Below are 15,335 nucleotides of genomic sequence, written 5' to 3'. Positions count from 1 at the left end.
GCCGCGCCGAACCGTGGCAATGGTTCGTTTCGCGCGATGTTGAGGAACCCGCGGCGCCGGTATCCGGCACCGCGGGTTTCCCTTGTCTACGTTCATGTCGGCCCCGGGTCTGCGGGTCGCGGGACCGGCAACCCGGGACCGATGAGCCGATCAGCCTGTTGCGGGTGCGGGCTCGTCCCGCGGTCCGCTCAGGTCGCTACCGCTCGTGGAGGTTCGCCGGGACAACCGACCGCCGATTGCGCCGATCAGCGCGACGACGACGGTGATGGACGGCATCCCGCCGAAGTTGGCGACGAGGAACGGCAGCCCGCCGTAGCCGGAGTGACTACCCGCCGCCGCGGTAAGCGTCCACAGCAGCATCGCGAGCGGGATCGTGGCCAGCAGCACGACACGGGGCCGCGGCGCCGGCCACCGCAACGCCACGGCGACTCCCAGCACCACCAGCACCAGGGCGTCGAACCGGAGGAGGTTGGGTCCCACGTTGAGCAGCGAGTGGGCGAGCAATGCGGCGAAGACGGCCACCGCCGTGCGGCGGGCTCCGATGATCCACGACACGGCGAGGCCGAGCCGGAGCACGGTGGGGATGAGCAGCGCGAGGGTCACGTTGTGCACGGGGAGCCGGCTGTCGAACGCGACCGTCGTGGCGCCGGTGCTGATGTTGTACACGGTGTCGAGCACCGCGGTGCTGTACGCGACGAGGAACGCGGCGAACAGCAGGGATGCGGCGCGGGGCAGGCGAAGCCGCAGCGCGAGGCCGAACACCCCGGCGGCCTGCCGGAGACTGGGCCGGGTGCGGCCCTCGTCGAGGTCGATCAGCAGCCCGAGTAGCTCCTCACCGCGGGTGGTCCGGTGGTCGGCGGGCAACAGCCGCAGCAGTCGGCGGTAGCGGCGTTCCAGCGGCCCCATCTGGTCCGGGGGGTTCATCCGGTCAGCCCAAGCCGGGGTGCCGACTGCTGGGCACGCTGGGCGAGGCGGCGCTTCGCCGCGCGGGCCTGGGCGGTCATCCGCTGCGTCTCGGCCTCCACCGCCGCCGCACCCGCGTCCGTCAGGCGGTAGTAACGGCGCAGCCGGCCGTTCTCGACCTCGTCACGCTCAGGCTCGATGAGCCCGCGGGCGACGAGACGCTCCAGGGCCGCGTAGAGCGTGCTCGCCCGGAGCTGGATTCGGTTCTCGGACATCGCGGCGACCTCCGTCACCAGCCCGTAGCCGTGCCGGGGCTGATCGGCGAGCGCCGCGAGGATCAGGAACGCCTGTTCGCTCATAGATTCCACGGGCGAAGCATATACCGTCGCACGGTATGTGCTACCCCGGCGGGCAGCAAGCAGGCCAGCGTCCACCGACTCCGGCGACGCTGGGCAACTTGCGGCCGAGCCACCACAGGCCCGGACTATCCTTTACGTTGAGTCCCAGATCTGCGAGGGGGTCGTTATGCCGGTCGTGCTGGTCTTTCAGGGGCCGACTTTCACGCAGGAGCGGTACGAGGAAACTGTCCGGAGGCTCACCGACGGTAAGAGCCGCATGGAGACGCCTGCGGACTGGCCCGCCGAGGGCCTGCTGATGCACGTCGCCGGAGAGGGCGAACATGGCTTCCGGGTAGTCGACGTGTGGGAGTCCGAGGAGGCTTGCCGCCAATTCGGCGAACGCTTCATGCCCTTCCTGGAGAAAGCCGGCATCAAGGACGAGCCGGAGATTTACCCGGCGCACACGTTTGTGTCGGCCTGAGCCAGGCCACATCCACCTGGGGCATCGCACTTGACCTTGCCACTGGCGGCAGGGTTGGACGATGCCCGGCATGGAAAGCAGCACCACATCACAGGCCGGCAGAGTCGTCGTCATCACCGGGGCCGGCACCGGGATCGGCCGGGCCACCGCTCGGGCCTTCGCCGCCGAGGGCGCCCACGTGCTCGCTGTCGGGCGGCGGGTCGAACCGCTCAACGAGACCGCCGCCGGGCACGACCGGATCACGCCGCTGGCCGCCGACATCACGGCCGAGGGGGAGCCCGAGCGCATCGTGCGAACCGCGCTGAAGGCCTACGGCCGGTTGGACGTACTGGTCAACAACGCCGGCATCGTACGCGGCGGCACCCTCGCCACCGTCACACCGGAGACGATCGCGCCGCAGATCGCCACCAACCTCGTCGCCCCCATCCTGCTGGCACAAGCCGCGTTGCCCTTCCTGGAGACTTCAGGCGGGGTGATCGTCAACGTCAGCACGTCAGTGGGGCAACGGGCCTGGCCGGGCAGCGCGGTCTACGCCGCGACCAAGACCGCCCTGGAACTGCTGACCCGCAGCTGGGCGGTCGAACTGGCACCCCGCGGCATTCGCGTGGTGGCAGTTGCCCCCGGCGCGATCGACACCCCTATCGGTGCACATCAGGGCCTGACGCCGCAGCAAATGGCCGCGGTGCGGCAATGGCAGCTGGCGCACACCCCGCTGGGCCGGGTCGGCCGGCCCGAGGAGGTAGCCTTGGCGATCAGCCAGCTCGCCGCACCGAGCGCGTCGTTCATCACCGGCGTGGTACTCCCGGTCGACGGAGGAGCGGTCGTGGCGTGACCGGAGCGACTCGGGGGTGCGATGGTGCGCATCGGCGAGCTCGCCAAGGCGACCGGGACGACCGCCCGTGCGCTGCGGCACTACGAACAGGCCGGGCTGATCTCCTCCGAGCGGGCCCCCAACGGCTACCGCATCTACGACGAACGGGCCGCGGTGCGCGTCGGCAATATCCGCTACCTGCTCGATGCCGGACTCACCCTGGACGATGTGTGGGTCTTCCTGCCCTGCCTGGACGGCGACGTGGCTGCCGCACCACCCTCGGACAAGGGCATGCGCGTCGCATTGGAACGGCTGGCCGTCCTCAACGAACGCATCGCCGCCCAGACCGACGCCCGCGACCGGCTGGAAGCCGCACTCCGACAGCGAACACCCCTGGCCGGTGCCGGGTCGGCCGAGACCGCCGGCCCTGCCCCCGCGGCATGATGAGCGGCATGCATTCGTGGTGGAAGTCGCCGTGGTGGGCCGCGGCGGCCGTGGTGGTGCCGGCCGGCCTGATGCTGTACGGCGTGAGCGTCCCCGGTGGCAACTACGACACCCTCGTCGCGGCGCTGTGGGGCTGGGCGATCGTGGGGCTGGCATGGCTGGTGACCAGCGTGGCGTGGCTCGGAGACTCCCCACCTGAGTCCCGATGGCGGCTTTGGCCGCTCGTCGTGGTGCCGGCCGTGTTCACGGCAAGCTGGTGGGCGTCCTCCGGCGACCTCGTCGGCAAGGCCACATTCGCGCACTACCGGGCGGATCTGGAGCGCCTTGCCGACCGGGCGCCGGTGCACGAGGTCACCGCCGTCGGACCCTACTCGTTCAACTCCGTAGGCCGGGTCAGCGGCTGCGTGCTCTACAACCTGCGCGGCCCGGGCATGGCCCAGGCATCCGGGTTCGCCTGGTGCCCGGGCACAACGCCGACGGAGGCGCACTGGAGCGAAGGCGAGGTCTTCGAACCGATCGACGGCGACTGGTACGTGTTCCTCGTGCGGCACGGCGCGTACACGAACCGCGCGACGGGCGCCGACCCGTGGGGGCTGCAGATTACCGAGCTGAGGTCAATCCCGCACGTGTGACAGCGAAAGTGCGGACGGCCGGCTCGCCCATGGCGAATGTGCGCATCCCGGCGCCGTTGCACAAGAACAGCACCACCAGCGCCACGACCAGCGCCACCGCCAGGCCCAGCGCCGCCTTCTTGGCGATGCGCGTCTGGAGGTCGGGTCTGGCGGGCGCGGTCTCCACGGGCTTGCCAGCCGCGGTCGCCGGTTCGGCCATGCCGGTCAGCGGATGCACCCACTCGCGGGCCGCCTCCGCGAACCGGTCCCGGTGCTCGAGCGCGTCAGCGGGGATCTGCCCGGCGAGCCGGACAGGCAGCGCGGAGAAGTCGCCGCCGTCGCCGACCGCGATGACGGACGCGGGAATGCGCCGGGTTTCGAGCGCCTCGAGCATGAGGATCGCGTGCCCGACCGCGTCGGCGCCGGTGCCGCTGATGACGGCGACCGGCGCACGGACCTCGGCGGCAAGGTCAGCCCCCGTCCAGCCGCCATCGCCGAAGGGCGTGACGAGGCCGTCGGCCGCAATCGCCAACACTCGGACGTGGGTACTCGAAAGGGCCCGCACAATCGCGGCGACATCATCGAGGCTCAGGTGTTCCCCCTCGACCGCAACCAGGGTCGCGACGTGGCTGCGAAGGACATGGGCGCGAGGCAGGTCGGCGGCCCCGGCCCCGGCCCCGGCGACGACGACCACCGCGGCCCGGCCCCCGGACGTCGCGGCGAGTGCGGCGGCCGCGACACCCCAGTCGACCGACGACGAGGTCGCGGTGACGAGCCACGGCCCGCGCTCCGGCAACGACATCAACGCCCCTTCCCGCGGCATGCCGGCCGGCGGCCCCTGACAGAATCTGAGCTCGTGCCCGACCTCGCCGACCTCGCCGACATCGACGTCATCGAGGTGCGGCAGTGAAGATGCTGGTTGGCGGAGGCGGACGGGAATCGAACCCGCCTGGCCCGGATTCCGGACCACCTCGGTGTTGAAGACCGGGAGGGGCACCAGCCACCCGCACGCCTCCACCGCTCACCTTAGCCGGGCCGATTTTGTCGTACCCCACCGCTACGGTCGCCCCATGAAGCTCTCGACCGGATGGTGGGGCATCGGCCTCGGGCACTATCGGCACACCGACCACACCTACGAGCTGTACGACGCCGACGGCCTGCCGCCGCTGGACGTCCCGGCCGGGTGCGGCTGGCTGGAGGGCGTCGACCCGCACGGCCACCCGATGGAGGTGACCAAGGCGCCCGAGGACGTGGTGGCCGGCCTGCCGCTGGAGGCCTTCTTCAGCCGCCCCGACCTGCAGGAGGCGTTCGCGTCCCCGACCGACTGCTACTGGGACGTTGCCGAGAGCTTCACCCCGGAGGCGTTCGGCGACGGGGCCCGCCTGGTGCGGTTCCTCGCCGACTCGCAGGGCTGCGTGTTCTGGTATCTGCTGGTCAACCCCGGCGGCGCCGCGGGCCCGGTGCTGGCCGGCTCCGCCGAGGAGTACGACCTCGTGCAGGTCGCCGCCTCCTTCGACGAGTTCCTCTACCGCCACTGGATCGAGAACAGCGCCTGGTGGGAGGTGGTCGCCGAGCGCCGTTCGTTCACCCAGCTCAGCCCGCGCGTCCGCGACTACCTGGCGCACTACGGCGGTTAGGGTCGAATCGTGACGTACGCCGACGTGAACGGAATCTCGCTGTGGTACGAGGAGCACGGCGAGGGCGCCCCGCTGGTGCTCCTGCACGGCGGATTCTGGACCATCGAGCTGTTCGGCCCGCTCCTGCCGGCGCTGGCCGCCCAGGGCCGCCGGGTCATCGCCGTCGAGTTGCAGGGCCACGGCCACACCGCGGACAACGACCGGCCGCTGCGCTACGAGACCCTCGGCGACGACGTGGCCGCCCTGATCCGCCACCTGGGCCTGCCCCGCGCCGACGTGATGGGCTACTCGCTCGGCGCCGGCGCCGCCCTGCGCACCGCCATTCAGCACCCGGATGTGGTTCGGCGCCTGATCGTGGCCGCCACCCCGGTCCGCCGCACGGGCTGGTTCCCGGAGGTACTGGCCGGCATGGCCCAGATCGGTCCGGAGCAGGCGGAGATGATGAAGGCCTCCCCGCTGTACGCGGCCTACGAGCGCGTCGCACCGCACCCGGAGGCCTGGCCCGACCTGGCCACCAAGATGGGTGACATGCTGCGCCGCGACTACGACTGGACCGCCGAGGCTGCCCGCATCAGCGCCCGCACCATGCTGGTCTACGCCGACGCCGACTCCGTCCCCACCGCCCACGCCGCCGAGTTCTACGCCCTGCTGGGCGGCGGGCTGCGCGATGCCGAGTGGGACGCCTCCAAGCGCGTCGCCAACCGCCTGTCCATCCTTCCGGGCCGCACCCACTACGACCTGGCCGCCGATCCCACCCTCCCCGCCCTGGTCAACGATTTCCTGTCGGCCCCCGACTGACCGGCCCCGACCCCCCGACCCCCTGGCCCGCCTACGCCGAGTCGCCGGCCGCGGTCGAGCGGGTCACCCTTCCGATCACCTCGGCTCAACCGCGCCGAGGAGCTGGTGGAGACGGCGAACCTGTCGGTCGAGGAGGTGACCCGCCAAGTCGGTTACGGCGGCGCGAGCAGTTCACGCTGTGGCGCGGGGTGGCGCCCAGCGTGTACCGCCTCTGCAGCTCACACGGTCAGGATTGCATATCGGTGCGGTAGCGTCCGGCATCTCGCGGTGCGTCGCGCTCTTGCCGGGCACGGCCTCGATCTGCTGTGGATGCGACGTGTAGACCGACACGGAATGGCGGGCGGGGCGGACGCTCGCGAGGGCCTCCGGGTTGACAGCGAGGGGTGACGGATTGGCGACTCTGCGCGGCGAACCAACCTTGCCGGAGGTGCATCGAACGGTACGTCATCAACCCAACCGAACTTCCGGGGAGCCATAATGCGTGCGATGCCCAAGGCCCTGACCCTCGCGACGACCGTCTCGACCCTGCTGCTGCTCGCCGCGTGCGGGCCGCAGCCGGTGCAGGTGCAGAGCGGCGACGCGGCGCCGGCCGGATCGGCTGAGGTGACGGCCAGCGCGCCGGCCACCGTGACGCCGACGTCGCCGGCGACGTCCCAGACGCCGTCCACCGCGGCGACCACCACCAAGCCCGCCGGCGGGTCGCTCGTGCTGGGGCCGCTCGGCTTCGGGTCGCTCAAGCTCGGGATGAACCGGCAGCAGGCCAACGCGACCGGGATGGTCGTGGCGTTCGAGAGCACCCCCGCCTCCAGCTGCACTGCGAGCAACCTGCGCGACGCGCCGAGCGACAAGGGGTATGTGCACCTGTCGGCGGCCCTGGGTATCGCGGCCATCGACGCGTACAACGGCAGCATCAGGACGCCGGAGGGCGTGCACGTGGGCATGTCCTCCGCCGACATGCGCCGGATCTACCCGGAGTGGAAGCCCGTCGACGGGGACGCGAACAACGGCCGCGGCGGGGTGTGGGCGCCCGGTGGGGACCACAAGACGGTGTACCGCATCGCCCTGCGCAACGGCGTCATCACCGAGCTGACGCTGCAGCTGCGGAACCAGGACTGCTACGAGTGAGCGGGGCGGCCTGCGGCGCCAGCGCGCTGGACCAGCGCAGGCCGGCCAGCAGCTCGTCGGTCACGTCGGCCGTGCCGACCTGCTTGATCTGGACGTACACGCCGAAGCGCGGCGGCACCGCGAACACCACCTCGCTGTAGGAGACCGCGGCGCCGCACGACGTCCACCGCCGTACCAGCGCCGGGAACCCGGCCACGTCCACCGTGCGGTCCGGCTGCCGGACGCACGTGGCGTGGCCGGGCAGCGCGGGCTCGGCGTTGCCGGGCAGCAGCGCGCGGCTCACGCCGACGAAGACGCCGGGCATGCCGCTGGCCGGGTCGGTCCAGCGGGCCAGGTCCGGCGCGACGACGAGGCCGGGCGCGTGGCCGGCGGGTAGCCCGAGCAGCGCCGGGTTCCAGCCGGCGTGGCGCAGCTGCACCGCCCAGCGCGGCGGCACCGCGACGGAGACGACGCCATTGACGTCGCGCACGCGCACCCAGCCCGAGCGGGCCGGGACGGCCGACGCGCCGGCGGCCAGGACGGCGGCGAGCGCGACGGCGGCGCCGGCGATCCGGCGTAGGCGGGCCCGGCCGCGGTGGTGGACCTGCTCCATCGACGCGCTCGCCCGCCCCAGCGCCTCGATCAGCGCCTCGGCGGACGCCCAGCGCTGTTTCGGGTCGGGTTGCAGGGCCCGGCGTACCACGCTATCCACTGTGGACGGAACGCCCGGGCGCAGCTGCGAGGGCCGCGCGGGCGCCCGGCCGGCGACGGGCGGGCGGCCGGTCAGCATGTGGTACAGCGTCGCGCCGACCGCGTACACGTCCGCGCGGGCGTCCAGCCCGCCGCCGATCGACGCCTGCTCGGGCGGCATGTACCCGGGCGTGCCGGCGGCGATGGTGAACCCGGACGCGTTGGCGAGCGCCTTGGCCAGGCCGAGGTCGGCGACGAGGACCCGGTCCCGCTCGCCGCCCGGCTGGAACAGCACGTTGGACGGCTTGAGGTCGCGGTGCAGCACCCCGGCCTCGTGCAGCACCGCGACGGCGCCGGCGATGTCGGTCGCCACCCGCAGCGCCTCGCGCACCGGCAGCGGCCCTTCGGCGAGCCGGTCGGCGAGGGTGCCGCCGGCGGCGTACGGCATCACGAGATATGGCCGGCCGTCGGGCAGTTCGCCGACGTCGAGCACGCGCACGAGCAGGCTCGAGTCGGTGCGCCGCATGATCCGGGCCTCCTGCTCGAACCGCTCGCGCAGGTCCGGATGGTACGACCAGTTGTCAGCCAGCACCTTGATCGCCACGAACGCGTCCAGCGCGTCGTCGGCGCCCAGCCACACCGTGGCGAACGCGCCGGAGCCGATGCGCCGCACCACGCGATATCGGCCGATCGTTTCCGGGACTGGCACGCCCGTATTATGGCCCACACATTGAAGCGGAACGGGGATCCGATCCATGCCGGACGATCTTGACCTCGAGGAGCTCGCCGGCCGCGCCGCGTCGGGCGACGCCAACGCGCTCGATGCGCTGCTGGCCCGGATCGGCCCTCAGGTGCTGCGCCAGTGCCTGCGGTTCCTGCCGTGCCTGCAGGACGCCGAGGAGGCGTGTCAGGACACGCTGCTGCAGGTGGCCCGGAACATCGGCGGTTTCGGCGGACGGTCGCGCTTCTCCACCTGGCTGTACACCGTGACGGCCAACTGCGCGCGCCAGACGTACCGCTCGCTGCGCCGCCGCGCCGACGAGCGGCCGACCCCGGTCCTGCCGATCGACGCCGCCGACCCGCGCACGACGAGCGTGATCGCGGGCTCGAGGCTCGACCTGCTCGACGCGCTGGAGCAGCTGGAGGCCCATCGCCCCGAGCTGGTTGCGCCATTGGTACTGCGGGACGTCTGCCAGCTGACCTACGAGGAGATCGCCGAGCACCTCACGGTGCCGGTCGGCACGCTCAAGTCCCGCATCCACGACGCCCGCCGCCACGTCCGCGCGTCGCTGCAGGCCACCTGACCGGGGTGGACGACGAGCCCGCTCGATGCGGCGGCAATCAGATCGGGAAGCGGCCGCTGCGCCATTGCCAGTGGCGGCCGGCCTGCAGGTGCTCGACGATCGCGCGCTGGAGCACGGTGCGGCGCGGCAGCCGGTCGAGCGGCGTGCTCAGGGTGCGGAACACGAACCGCAGCACCTCGACGTCGGCGTCCAGCCCTTCCGGTTCCTCGTACGGCTCCAGCTCGAACCTCCGCTGGAACCGGGCGATGTTGGAGTCCTCGGGCAGGTACTCCAGCAGCTGCGGGTCGAGCAGCCACGAGCCGCAGGAGAACGCCGTGTAGCGCTCGTCGGGAAAGTGGCGCGGGAAGAACGCGCGGGCCTCGTCGAGCGACGCCGCGACGGCCTCCGGGCTCATCGGCCCCGCGTCGGGGATGTGCAGGTCGATGGCGGTGTCGCCGCGCTGGTGCTGCAGCCGGCCCAGCTCGTAGATGCCGCCGCGCGCGTGCAGCGTCAGCCAGCTCTGCATGACCGGCCAGCCCTCGCGCTGCATCCGCCGGTCGACCGCGAGATTGCGGCCCAGGTCCGCGAGGGTCATCCACGACACGGCATCGGCGATACCGTGGTCGCGGTGGTACCCCGTGACGACGTCGACCAGGGCCAGGTACGCGTACACGTAGAGATGCCGCCAGGCGGGGCCCCGGTCGCGCGGCAGCTCCGGACCGGGCGACAGCCAGCCGTGGCCCCCGAGATCGGCGCGGACCAGGGCGATCGAGCGGTCGAGCAGCCAGCGCAGCTCGGGAGTCCACAGTGGAGAGTCAGGGTCGGGCCAGCCCGCCATGATCTCGGCGGCGTCGTCCGGGCGCACCGCGAGCCGGTCGAGGATCGCGGGTGCGCCGGCCTTGGCGGGCAGCGGAGCCGACGGCCGGTCGCCGGCGAGCCGGTGCACGCGTTCGACGTCCTCGACGGGTACCCCGAGCCGGGCGGCGGTCTCGTCCAGATCCACGCAAACGACTCTAACGATCCACAACCATGCCGTCGATCGGCTGCGCAGGCACGCCTGGTCGGTGGCGCCGTTGGGGACTACCTCCTGAGGAAGGCGAGGGCCTCGGTCAGGGCCAGGTCGGTGAGGACCGGGTCGTGCCGCGGGCCGATGTCGCGCATGAAGGCGTGTTCTCCGCCGCTGTACACGTGCAGCTCGAGGTCGTCGTGTCCGGCGGCGTACAGGCCGGCCAGGATCTGTACCCTCGCGCCGGCCGGGACGTGCGGGTCCTGGGCGCCGAAGACGACCATCAGGCGGCCGCGGATGGTGGCCGCCGCGGCGAGCGAGCCGGCGTCGGGGTCGGCGCCGAGGGCGCCGTTGTGCAGGCCGGTCGGGTAGAAGCACACGGTGGCCTCGACCCGTGGGTCCAGGGCGGCGCGGAAGGCGAGGTGGCCGCCGATGCAGAAGCCGGCCGCGAACAGGTTCGTGACGTCGTCCCGGGTTTGCATGTGGTCGAGGACCGCGATCCGGTCGGCGTCGAACTGCTCGGTCGTGGTGGCCGCCGCGCCGGCCAGGCCGGCCCGCTTGCCCTCGTCGTCGAACTCGAGCGCCACCCCGGCGAGGGGTCCGCGCGGGTAGATCTCGGGCACGCAGACGACGAAGCCGGCGCCGGCGATCCGCCGGGCACTGCGCAGGGTCGACTCGGTCAGCTGGAAGATGTCGGTGTACAGCAGCACCCCGGGCCGCGGCTCGTCGCCGAGCGGCCGGATCACCGCCGTGCGGATCGGGCAGTCGCGGCCCGCCACCATGACCTCGTCCTCGCGCAGCTTCATGCCGCGAACCTTACTGACCCGGCCCGCCGCGTTCGCGCCCATCCCGGACCCGGGCGGGGACATCACCTGGCCGGGCACCCCCGTTAGCGACCTTGGTCTACTTCAACGTGTGGCACGGATGGGGCACCAGGAATCTCCAGGCAGAGGTCGAGGTAGCGCAGCGTGGTGTAGGTGAGGTAGGTGTCCCACCGGGAGAGCGGCTCCGGGAGCGTCGTGGCTACGGCGTGGAAGCGCGCGAAGCCCGGCAAGTCGTCCTTGTGGCCACCTAGCAGCGCGGGAAGCCCTGCAGCCACCGCGTGTGACGACTGCGCCAGCTCGGGAAGAAGGTCTGCGCGGGCCCGGCGGACCGACTCGAATGCCGCACGACGGCTCGCGCCGGGCCTTGGCCAGCCGGCGTCGGTCAATCCGCGACCTCGCCGCACAGGTCAAAGCTCAAGCTAGACGGCGGCGGTGCTCAGCGGCTCGCGGTCACCCCGCGGGAGGGCCGCCAACGCCAGGCCGAGCAGTGCTGATCCGCAGGCGATGAGGAACAGCAGGGAGAATGTCGGCTGACCGAGCCATTCCCACATCGGGGGCCAGGACGGGTTCGGCTCGTCTTGGTAGTGCCGCGCCATCCACGGGACCGCGTACAGCGTCGGTGCCCACCAGAAGAACAGCGTGACGCTCAGCAGCAGCTTCACGACGCCGCGGGCAGGGTGGCGTCCCTCGGTCCGGCGGCTGGCCCAGCCGAACAGCAGGAACGCGACCACGGCGCCGAGGATCCCGCCGGTGAGACCGAACGGGTACACGGCGAACGGTGTCGCCCGTACGAAGCCTGCCGAGATGGGCGTCGATATCGGAACCTGTGGGGAGTACACGTCCATCCTGAACACGGTGTCGCCGCGCTGCGCCACGATAGTGGTGTACTGCCCACCCGGATCGCAGGGCTCAGTACAGGTGTATATGTCGCGGACCTTCAGCGAGTAGACCGTCCAGCCGTGCGCGCGCAGGTTGTGCTGAACCAGTTCGACAGTCTCCTGTGGCGGAAGGGTCGGAGCGCTGGCTACGCCAGCGATCCCTGACTGGTCGTATTCGCCCCCGTCGCCGAACAGCAGATCGCGGGCCGAGTTCCAGCTCAGCGGCTGCCCATAGATGACAAACAGGGCGGGCGCGTCGTGGATGCCGGTGAAGTCCTGCCCGGGCAGGATCTCCGCGAGCATCGCCCGCGCCTGGGCGGTACGTGGCAGCGGCCGGGCGGTCTCCCATCCGGCGCGGGTCGCGAACGCGGCACTGAACACGCCGCTGATCACGACAGTGAGCACGGCCCAGACGACGACGGTACGGCTGGCTGGCCTGCCGAGGTGGGCCCGTAGCCCGTGCCGGATCAGGTTGGCGGCTTCACGCACGGTCGGCCCGGTCCGCCCGGGCGCAGCGGCGTCCAGCAGCGCGCCGAGCAGTTCGTCGCCGCGCGAGCGGCGGTAGGCGCGCGGGTAGGCGAGCAGCAGCCGGCGGTACCGGCGGGCGAGCTTGTCGGTCATCACGCGGTCCTCGGGCGGACGGCACGCAGCCGAGCCTCGGCCGCTGTGGTGAGCTGGCGGAGCCGGGCGGTCTCGGCCGTGAGCGCGGCCAGCCCTTCCGCGGTAAGCCGGTAATACCGGCGCATCCGCCCGTCGACCTCCTCTTCATGGTCGGGCTCGACGAGCCCTTCGGCGCTTAGCCGGTCCAGTGCCGTATAGAGCGTGCCGGTCAGCAGGCCGACCCGCCCACCGGACACCACCTGGACCTCTTGCACGATGCCGTATCCATGCCGGGGCCCGCCAGCCAACGCGGTGAGGATGAGGAACGTTGGTTCACGCATAGCCTTCATCGCGGGCATCATATGTAAATGATCAATCTATAGTCAACGACCAGACACGCCGCTACGGCAGGCCCCGCCTTGACCCGCACCCTAGAAGCCGGACGGCGTCAGTCGCTACTACCAAGACCGGCGGGCCACCGCTGACCCGTCGCAGGATGCTGGTCGTCCGGATCGTGAACCGGCATGGATGGCGAGGCGCACGCGGCGAGGAGCGGCTGGCGAGTCAGATGGCAGCCGTCTGGCTCGTCGGCTTGTATTGGGGACTGGCAGGCTAACCGCAGGGCGTTCCTTGTCGCCACTGGCCCCACCTCGACATCGAGGGTGTGCCCGCGACCAGGAGCACGTCCCGGATGGATCGACCCGACCCATCCGGCCTGGCGAACGGCCCGGTGTCAGCGGCTTTACCGATCAGAAATTCTCCGCCACGTCGTCAGTTATGTTAGCCCTCTCGCACCGGTGGAAGGATTGATGACCATGGCCGACGCCAGACTGCTGGGCGCCGACGAGGCCGCGTTCATCGCGGCGGTCCGCTCAGACGACACGGCGCGGTTTGCGCTCATCACGGAGCGCCACCGGCGTGAGCTTCAGGTGCACTGCTACCGGATGCTCGCGAACTACGACGACGCCCAGGACATGACGCAGGAGACGTTCCTGCGAGCGTGGAACAAGCGGGAGTCGTTCAAGGGCCACGCGGCCCTGCGGACCTGGCTGTACCGGATCGCGACGAACGCCTGCCTCGACTTCCTGGAGAAGCGCAACGACCGCACACCCGTGCCGTCCGAGCTGGCGGACGTCGGCTCCGAGGTGCTGTACCTGCAGCCGTACCCCGATCGGATGCTCCCCGAGGACCCGCAGGAATCGGTGGTGGCGCGGGAGACGATCGAGCTGGCGTTCATCGTCGCCGTCCAGCACCTGCCGCCGCGGCAGCGGGCGGTGTTCATCCTGCGCGACGTCCTCGGCTGGCCGGCGGCGAAGGCCGCCGACGCCCTCGAGCTGACCATCGCATCGGTGACCAGCGCACTGCAGCGGGCGCGTGTGACGATGCGCGAGCGGCTGCCCGACCGCCGCCTCGACTGGCGGAGACCCGCCACCCACGAGCTGTCGAATGACGAGCGCGGCGTGGTGAAGTCGTACATCGACGCCCATGAGCGCAACGACCTCGACGGGCTGATGTCCCTGCTGCGCGACGACCTGCGCTTCGTGATGCTGCCCGAGGCGGGCACCTCGGTCATCACGGCCAAGGACGCGGTGGACGGCTGGGTCTCCGGTGGGCTCTTCCAGCCCGGCCACGACGACTGGCGCTGTATCACCACGACGGTCAACCGCATGCCTGCCGCCGTGCTGTATCTGCGCACCCCCGACGACCCGGAGTACCGGCTATTCGCCATCGCGGTCCTGCACATCGCCGACGGGAAGATCGCCGAGCTCACCGGATTCGACGCCACCGACAAACCATGGCTGGGCCTGCCCCCGACACTGTGATCAGACAAGTCCCCATCGTCGACGAGTCCAGCGCACGGGCTGCCGTCACCGAAGTCACCGCGGAATGAACACCCCGACCAGCTGAACACCACCGCCCCGCCGGCATTGCCGGCGGGGCATCTCGATGCCCGACGAACCCGGCCTCACGAGCCGAGCAGCTGGCCCGTGCTCATCGCCTCGTCTCGTATCGGGTCAGCACCACGCCGCCGGGAAACGTCCGCGTCTCCACGAGGGTCAGGTTTACCCAGCTGTCCAGCGCGGTGAAGAACGGCGTGCCGCCGCCCACCAGGACCGGCGCGGTGACCAGCACGTACTCGTCGATCAGCCCGGCCCGCATGGCCGCCCCGGCGAGTGTCGCGCCGACGATGTCCATCGGGCCGGCGTCCTCTGTCTTGAGCCGGGTGATCTCGGTGACCGCGTCGCCGGTGACCAGGCGGGTGTTCCAGTCGACCTTGTCGATGGTCGAGGAGAACACCACCTTCGGCATGTCCCGCCAGCGGCGGGCGTACTCGATTTCCGCCGGTGTGGCGCCGGGCTGCTGGTCGGCGGTCGGCCAGTGGGAACTCATCGTCTCCCACAGCTTGCGCCCATACAGCGCCAGGCCCGTCGCCGCCACCCGGTCGGACCACCACTGGAACAGCTCGTCGCCCGGCGACGAGTCCGGTCCCTCACTCCCACTCCAGCCGAGGTCGTCGCCGGGCGCGGCGATGTAGCCGTCCAGGGTCACATTCATGCCGAAGATCAGTTTCCGCATCGTGCCAGCCTCCCGTGAGTTGGTCTCACACGTACAGACGGGCGCGGCGGGGAAACCTAATCGGTGCGCGATCTGCGTCCGCAGGTAGTCCTCGCGTCCCGGACTCGGCACGGCGTACTCGGCTGGGCTCGAGCAGCACCCACCGGATCTCGATTCACCTTCGTATGGGCAGCGGCGAACCCATGGCCAGCTCTCCGCGACCGCTGCTGCCGTCTGCCCGGACGGGAAGGCCTTCCACGGCCACCAGCAACAGGCGCTGTGGCGTTCCTGTTCTGCAACTACGACCGCGCCAAGGCGCTCTGCCATCCCAGCCGCGGCGGCCAGACCACACCAAGCGAGCCGCCTACGGC

The 15,335-nt window shown here is 71.3% G+C and carries 18 protein-coding genes and 1 tRNA gene; 9 read left to right on the top strand and 10 right to left on the bottom strand.

All coding sequences use genetic code 11. From position 1 onward, the window contains the following. Positions 1 to 150 precede the first annotated feature (150 nt). Positions 151 to 924 (bottom strand): hypothetical protein, encoded by a 774-nt coding sequence (locus tag AB0M46_RS05145; protein ID WP_363333021.1) that lies wholly within the window; start codon positions 922 to 924, stop codon positions 151 to 153. Then, positions 921 to 1,262, bottom strand: coding sequence for a PadR family transcriptional regulator (locus AB0M46_RS05140; RefSeq protein ID WP_363333066.1), 342 nt, complete (start codon positions 1,260 to 1,262; stop codon positions 921 to 923). Before AB0M46_RS05140 ends, AB0M46_RS05145 begins: the two co-directional genes overlap by 4 nt. A 166-nt stretch (positions 1,263 to 1,428) precedes the next feature. Here AB0M46_RS05140 and AB0M46_RS05135 point away from each other — a divergent pair, with 166 nt between their 5' ends. The 4 genes from AB0M46_RS05135 to AB0M46_RS05120 all read left to right on the top strand — a co-directional run bounded on the left by AB0M46_RS05135 (position 1,429) and on the right by AB0M46_RS05120 (position 3,609). Beyond that, positions 1,429 to 1,722 carry a hypothetical protein gene (locus AB0M46_RS05135; protein ID WP_363333020.1) on the top strand — a complete coding sequence of 98 codons (294 nt, stop codon included), beginning with the start codon at positions 1,429 to 1,431 and terminating at the stop codon, positions 1,720 to 1,722. Positions 1,723 to 1,792: 70 nt separating this feature from the next. Continuing rightward, positions 1,793 to 2,554 carry an SDR family oxidoreductase gene (locus AB0M46_RS05130; RefSeq protein WP_363333019.1) on the top strand — a complete coding sequence of 254 codons (762 nt, stop codon included), beginning with the start codon at positions 1,793 to 1,795 and terminating at the stop codon, positions 2,552 to 2,554. A 21-nt stretch (positions 2,555 to 2,575) separates the two neighbouring features. After that, complete coding sequence (locus AB0M46_RS05125) at positions 2,576 to 2,977, top strand: MerR family transcriptional regulator (RefSeq protein WP_363333018.1); 402 nt, start codon at positions 2,576 to 2,578, stop codon at positions 2,975 to 2,977. 8 nt (positions 2,978 to 2,985) lie between these two features. Continuing rightward, positions 2,986 to 3,609, top strand: a complete 624-nt coding sequence (locus AB0M46_RS05120) for a hypothetical protein (RefSeq protein WP_363333017.1) — start codon at positions 2,986 to 2,988, stop codon at positions 3,607 to 3,609. Here the strand turns inward: AB0M46_RS05120 and AB0M46_RS05115 are convergent. After that, positions 3,578 to 4,282, bottom strand: a complete 705-nt coding sequence (locus AB0M46_RS05115; protein ID WP_363333016.1) for a hypothetical protein — start codon at positions 4,280 to 4,282, stop codon at positions 3,578 to 3,580. The genes AB0M46_RS05120 and AB0M46_RS05115 overlap by 32 nt on opposite strands. 226 nt (positions 4,283 to 4,508) lie before the next feature. Next, positions 4,509 to 4,604, bottom strand: a tRNA-Sec gene (locus AB0M46_RS05110). A gap of 54 nt (positions 4,605 to 4,658) precedes the next feature. On the opposite strand from AB0M46_RS05110, the gene AB0M46_RS05105 reads away from it, so the two are divergent. The 3 genes from AB0M46_RS05105 (at position 4,659) to AB0M46_RS05095 (ending at position 7,148) form a co-directional block, all read left to right on the top strand. Continuing rightward, a complete protein-coding gene (locus tag AB0M46_RS05105) occupies positions 4,659 to 5,225 on the top strand; it encodes a hypothetical protein (protein WP_363333015.1) in 567 nt (188 codons plus the stop codon). A gap of 9 nt (positions 5,226 to 5,234) precedes the next feature. Further along, positions 5,235 to 6,023, top strand: coding sequence for an alpha/beta hydrolase (locus AB0M46_RS05100; protein WP_363333014.1), 789 nt, complete (start codon positions 5,235 to 5,237; stop codon positions 6,021 to 6,023). A gap of 486 nt (positions 6,024 to 6,509) precedes the next feature. Beyond that, positions 6,510 to 7,148, top strand: coding sequence for a hypothetical protein (locus AB0M46_RS05095; protein WP_363333013.1), 639 nt, complete (start codon positions 6,510 to 6,512; stop codon positions 7,146 to 7,148). Here AB0M46_RS05095 and AB0M46_RS05090 read toward each other — a convergent pair. Beyond that, positions 7,102 to 8,526 carry a serine/threonine-protein kinase gene (locus AB0M46_RS05090; protein WP_363333012.1) on the bottom strand — a complete coding sequence of 475 codons (1,425 nt, stop codon included), beginning with the start codon at positions 8,524 to 8,526 and terminating at the stop codon, positions 7,102 to 7,104. The two genes, AB0M46_RS05095 and AB0M46_RS05090, sit on opposite strands and share 47 nt — an antisense overlap. 46 nt (positions 8,527 to 8,572) lie before the next feature. Between AB0M46_RS05090 and AB0M46_RS05085 the strand changes: the two genes are divergently transcribed. After that, positions 8,573 to 9,121, top strand: coding sequence for an RNA polymerase sigma factor (locus AB0M46_RS05085; protein WP_363333011.1), 549 nt, complete (start codon positions 8,573 to 8,575; stop codon positions 9,119 to 9,121). A 37-nt stretch (positions 9,122 to 9,158) separates the two neighbouring features. On the opposite strand, the gene AB0M46_RS05080 is transcribed toward AB0M46_RS05085, so the two are convergent. The 4 genes from AB0M46_RS05080 to AB0M46_RS05065 form a co-directional block, all read right to left on the bottom strand. Then, positions 9,159 to 10,103, bottom strand: a complete 945-nt coding sequence (locus AB0M46_RS05080; protein ID WP_363333010.1) for an acyltransferase domain-containing protein — start codon at positions 10,101 to 10,103, stop codon at positions 9,159 to 9,161. A gap of 77 nt (positions 10,104 to 10,180) precedes the next feature. Further along, positions 10,181 to 10,912 carry a dienelactone hydrolase family protein gene (locus AB0M46_RS05075; protein WP_363333009.1) on the bottom strand — a complete coding sequence of 244 codons (732 nt, stop codon included), beginning with the start codon at positions 10,910 to 10,912 and terminating at the stop codon, positions 10,181 to 10,183. Between the two features lie 437 nt (positions 10,913 to 11,349). Then, on the bottom strand, positions 11,350 to 12,429 hold the full coding sequence (locus AB0M46_RS05070) for a hypothetical protein (protein WP_363333008.1): 1,080 nt from the start codon (positions 12,427 to 12,429) through the stop codon (positions 11,350 to 11,352). Beyond that, positions 12,429 to 12,749 (bottom strand): helix-turn-helix transcriptional regulator, encoded by a 321-nt coding sequence (locus tag AB0M46_RS05065; protein ID WP_363333065.1) that lies wholly within the window; start codon positions 12,747 to 12,749, stop codon positions 12,429 to 12,431. Before AB0M46_RS05065 ends, AB0M46_RS05070 begins: the two co-directional genes overlap by 1 nt. Before the next feature lie 474 nt (positions 12,750 to 13,223). Between AB0M46_RS05065 and AB0M46_RS05060 the strand changes: the two genes are divergently transcribed. After that, positions 13,224 to 14,231 carry an RNA polymerase subunit sigma-70 gene (locus AB0M46_RS05060; RefSeq protein WP_363333007.1) on the top strand — a complete coding sequence of 336 codons (1,008 nt, stop codon included), beginning with the start codon at positions 13,224 to 13,226 and terminating at the stop codon, positions 14,229 to 14,231. A gap of 169 nt (positions 14,232 to 14,400) precedes the next feature. Here AB0M46_RS05060 and AB0M46_RS05055 read toward each other — a convergent pair whose 3' ends face one another. Continuing rightward, on the bottom strand, positions 14,401 to 14,985 hold the full coding sequence (locus AB0M46_RS05055) for a dihydrofolate reductase family protein (RefSeq protein WP_363333005.1): 585 nt from the start codon (positions 14,983 to 14,985) through the stop codon (positions 14,401 to 14,403). Positions 14,986 to 15,335 lie beyond the last annotated feature (350 nt).

This window comes from Dactylosporangium sp. NPDC051485, from assembly GCF_040682015.1.
GTDB lineage: Bacteria > Actinomycetota > Actinomycetes > Mycobacteriales > Micromonosporaceae > Dactylosporangium.
Note: the sequence above shows the minus strand (reverse complement) of the source record. Positions and strands in the feature narration are given on the sequence as shown.